Here is a 3,807-nt window from a genome sequence, read left to right as displayed (position 1 = left end):
CCGTCGCGGGCGACCAGCGCGTCTCGCGGGTCCTCCCGCGCGGGTACGGCGGCCAGCGCGATCCCGGCGGCCGCGCCGGTGGGCAGGTCTTTCAGCGAGTGCACGGCGAAGTCCACCTCGCCCGCCAGCAGGGCGTCGCGCAGCGCGCTCACGAAGACGCCGGTGCCGCCGAGGTCGGCCAGGGGTGCGCGGCTGGTGTCCCCCTCGGTGGTCACCTCGACGAGGGCCACCTCGCGGCCGAGCCGGGCCCGCACCAGCTCGGCGACGTGCGTCGACTGCGTGGTGGCCAGCCGGGACGCCCGGGTCCCGAGGCGCAGCGGCGAGCTCATGGCTGGCTCCCCGGGCGGGTGACGGCGTCGACGGCCTGGGGGTCCAGCGCGAAGAGCTCGGCCAGGGCGGTGGCGTAGGAGACCGCCCCCGTCTCACCGGCGAGCTCCTTGACCCGCACGGTGGGCTGGTGCAGCAGCTTGTCAACCACCCGCCGGACCGTCTGCAGCACCTCGGCACGGGTCTGGTCGTCCAGGTCGGGCAGCCGGGCGTCGAGCCGGGCGATCTCGGTGTCCACCACCCCGGTGGCCATCGAGCGCAGCGCCACCACGGTCGGGGTGACGCTCGCCTGGTGCCGGGCGGACAGGAAGGCCGCCACCTCCTGGGTCACGATGTGCCGGACGCCGGCGACCTCCTGGCCCGCCTCGGTCTCGTGCAGGGCCCGGGAGAGGTCGGCGAGGCTGATCAGCGTCACCGTGGGCCGGTGCGCGAGCGCCGGGTCGACGTCGTGCGGGAGGGCGAGGTCGATGAAGGTGACGGGCCGCTCGGGCACCAGGTCGCCGGTGATCATCAGGTCTGCCGCCCCGGTGCAGGTGACGACCAGGTCCGCGGCCTGCAGCTCGGTCGGCAGGGCGTCCAGGGCCGCGGCGCGGACGGCGTACTCGCGGGCGAGGCGGTCGGCGTGACCGGGGGTGCGGTTGAGCACCACGACGTCCGTGGCTCCGCGGCGGGTGACGGTGGCGGTGGCCAGCGAGGCCATCGAGCCGGCCCCGACCACGACCACCTTCGCGCCGGTGAGGTCCCCTGCCGTGTCGACGGCGAGGTCCAGCGCCGCGCTGACCAGCGAGGGGGCGGCCTGGTCGATGTCGGTCTCGGCGTGGGCGCGTTTGCCCACGCGGAGCGCCTGCTGGAAGAGGGAGTTGAGGGCGGGGCCCACCGTGCCCAGCTCCTGGCCGTGCCGCAGCGCGTCCCGGGCCTGGCCGAGGATCTGGCCCTCGCCGACGGCCATCGAGTCCAGCCCGGAGGCGACGTGGAAGAGGTGGGACACCGCGGCGTCGTCGTAGTGCACGTACAGGTGGGGCAGCATGGCGTCCGCCGACTCCCCGGAGCGCTCGACCAGCAGCCGGGTGAGGTCGTCGACGCTGCCGTGGAACCGGTCCACGTCGGCGTAGATCTCCAGCCGGTTGCAGGTCGCGACCACGGCCGCCTCTCCGACGTGGTCGCAGGCGGCCGCGTCGGCGAGGAGCTTGTGGACCCCCTCCCCGTCCAGCGCCAGCCGCTCGAGCAGCGCCACGGGTGCGGTCTTGTGGGAGACCCCCACCACCAGGACGCTCATACCGACTGCTCCTGGGGCGCCTTGCGCTGCTCGTGGTAGGCCAGGATCTGCAGCTCGATCGAGAGGTCGACCTTGCGGACGTCGACGCCGGGCGGCACCGACAGCACGGTCGGGGCGAAGTTGAGGATGCTGCCGATCCCGGCGGCCACCATCCGGTCGGCCACCTCCTGGGCGGCGGCGGCCGGTGTGGCGATCACCCCGATCGCGACGCCGTGCTGCCGGACGATCGCCTCCATGTCCCGGAAGGGCCGTACGTCGACCCCGGCGACCACCTCGGTCTGCCGGCTGGGGTCGGTGTCGAGAAGGGCGACCACCCGGAACCCGCGGCTGCGGAACCCGGAGTAGTTGGCCAGGGCGTGCCCCAGGTTGCCGATGCCCACGATGATGACCGGCCAGTCCTGGGTGACGCCGATCTGCCGGGCGATCTGGTAGCGCAGGTAGTCCACGTCGTAGCCGACGCCGCGCGTGCCGTAGCTGCCGAGGTAGGAGAGGTCCTTGCGGAGCTTGGCGCTGTTGACGCCCGCGGCGGTGGCCAGCTCCTCGCTGGAGCAGGTGACGATGCTGCTCTCCGCGAGCGCGGTGAGGGCCCGCAGGTAGATCGGAAGTCGCGCGACCGTGGCCTCGGGGATCTCCCGGGTGCTGTCGGCGGACGCCCGTGTGGTCACGGTCCCTCTTTCCTGAGCGTGCGGCCCCGGGTCCTGGCTCGGAATCCCACCCGGCGCGGATCACCGCACGGCGCCACTCACTGTAAGAGTTTGTGAACGCGAGAACAAAACCGAGCAGGCGCCCTCCCCTACCACATGTGACCCACGCCACACCGGTCGGGGTCGGGAGGGACCGGCGCGGCCTCAGCCGCCCAGGGCGGCCCGCAGCCGGCTCTCGTCGACCCGCCAGAAGTCGTGCTGGCGCCCGTCGACGAGGGTGACCGGGATCTCGACGGCGTACCTGTCCTGCAGCTCGGGGTCGTCGTCGATGTCGTACTCGGTCCAGGCGACGCCCAGGTCGGCACAGACCCGGGCGACGACCTCGCGGGCCTCGTCGCAGAGGTGGCAGCCGGCACGGCCGTAGAGCACCACCCGAGGGGTGCTCACCGGTCCGGCTCCGGGGTGCGGATCCGCTCCAGGGCCCGCAGGCGGCTCTTCTGCACCCGGCCGGTGAGGGTACGGGGGAGGGCGTCGACCACCTCCACCCGGGTCGGCCTCTTGAAGCCGGCGAGCCGGTCGGCGCAGTGGTGGTGCACCGCCTCGGTCACCGACGCCGGGTCGGCCCCGTCGGTGGCCAGGTAGGCCACGACGGCCTGGCCGGTGCGGGGGTGCTCGACGCCGATCACCGCGGCGGCCGCGACCCCCGGCACCTCGGCGATGACGTCCTCCACCTCCTGGGGGAACACGTGGAACCCCGAGACCACGACCAGCTCGTGCAGCCGGTCGACCAGGTGCAGGTCCCCGGCCCCGTCCAGGAACCCCACGTCACCGGTCGGCCACCACCCGTCGGCATCGGGGCCGTCCGTCCCGTCGGGCCAGTAGCCCGAGAAGAGGTGGGGGCCGCGGATCTCGACCTGCCCCGGGTCCCCGGCCTCGACGGGGTTCCCGCGGTCGTCACGCAGCCGCACCTCGCCGCCCTCGAGAGGGCACCCGAGCGAGGACGTGCCCGGGGCTTCGCTGCAGAGGGTGGTCGTCACCACCGGTCCGGCCTCGGTGAGGCCGTAGGCCTGGTGCAGCGGAACCCCGGTGGCCTCCACGACCCGGTCCCCCGTCTCCCGGTCCAGCGGGGCAGAGCCGGACAGCAGCAGCCGGACGCCGGCGAGCCGCTCGCTCAGCCGGGGCAGGGCCAGCCAGTCCTCGAACACCTGCGGAACCCCCGGGACGACGGTGCACCCGAGCCGCGCGACCAGGTCCAGCGTGGTGTCCGCGGGCAGCTGGGGGACCACCACCAGCGTGGCCCGGTGGCGCAGCACGCCGCCGAGCACGGCGTTCAGGCCGAAGACGTGGTAGAGGGGGAGGAAGCCCAGCACCACGTCGCTCTCGCTCAGCAGCGGCGGGTCCAGCCCCGCCACCTGCTCGATGTTGGCGACCAGCGCACGGTGGCTGAGGATGGCCGCCCGGCGCGCGCCGACCGCGCCCCCGGGGTAGCTGAGGACGGCGGGCCGTTCGGGGTCCCGCAGGGGCGGCGGCAGGCGGCGGGCGACCGCACGCAGCGCGGCG

At 74.3% G+C, this 3,807-nt stretch carries 4 protein-coding genes and 1 pseudogene; all 5 read right to left on the bottom strand.

All coding sequences use genetic code 11. The annotated features are described in order from the left end of the window. Positions 1–329: pseudogene (locus tag PLP61_RS15590) on the bottom strand (hydroxymethylbilane synthase); the annotation flags it as partial. Further along, complete coding sequence (locus tag PLP61_RS15585; protein ID WP_324503673.1) at positions 326–1,603, bottom strand: glutamyl-tRNA reductase; 1,278 nt, start codon at positions 1,601–1,603, stop codon at positions 326–328. The pseudogene PLP61_RS15590 and the gene PLP61_RS15585, both read right to left, overlap by 4 nt. Then, positions 1,600–2,268 (bottom strand): redox-sensing transcriptional repressor Rex, encoded by a 669-nt coding sequence (locus PLP61_RS15580; RefSeq protein ID WP_324503672.1) that lies wholly within the window; start codon positions 2,266–2,268, stop codon positions 1,600–1,602. The genes PLP61_RS15585 and PLP61_RS15580 overlap by 4 nt, the downstream gene beginning before the upstream one ends. 183 nt (positions 2,269–2,451) lie before the next feature. Continuing rightward, the gene (locus tag PLP61_RS15575) at positions 2,452–2,694 is read right to left on the bottom strand and encodes a glutaredoxin family protein (RefSeq protein ID WP_324503671.1); all 243 of its coding nucleotides are present in this window, start codon (positions 2,692–2,694) and stop codon (positions 2,452–2,454) included. Further along, a partial coding sequence (locus PLP61_RS15570) for an AMP-binding protein (RefSeq protein ID WP_324503670.1) occupies positions 2,691–3,807 on the bottom strand: 1,117 nt, incomplete at its 5' end. The genes PLP61_RS15570 and PLP61_RS15575, both read right to left, overlap by 4 nt.

It is taken from the genome of Nocardioides sp. (assembly GCF_035429765.1).
Lineage (GTDB): Bacteria > Actinomycetota > Actinomycetes > Propionibacteriales > Nocardioidaceae > Nocardioides.
The sequence above is the reverse complement of the archived record's forward strand: the minus strand, read 5'-3'. Positions and strand labels throughout refer to the sequence as shown.

What these genes read in the sequence shown, in the direction of transcription:
- PLP61_RS15585 (WP_324503673.1), bottom strand. Translation starts at nt 1,603, where the DNA reads ATGAGCGTCCTGGTGGTGGGGGTCTCCCACAAGACCGCACCCGTGGCG.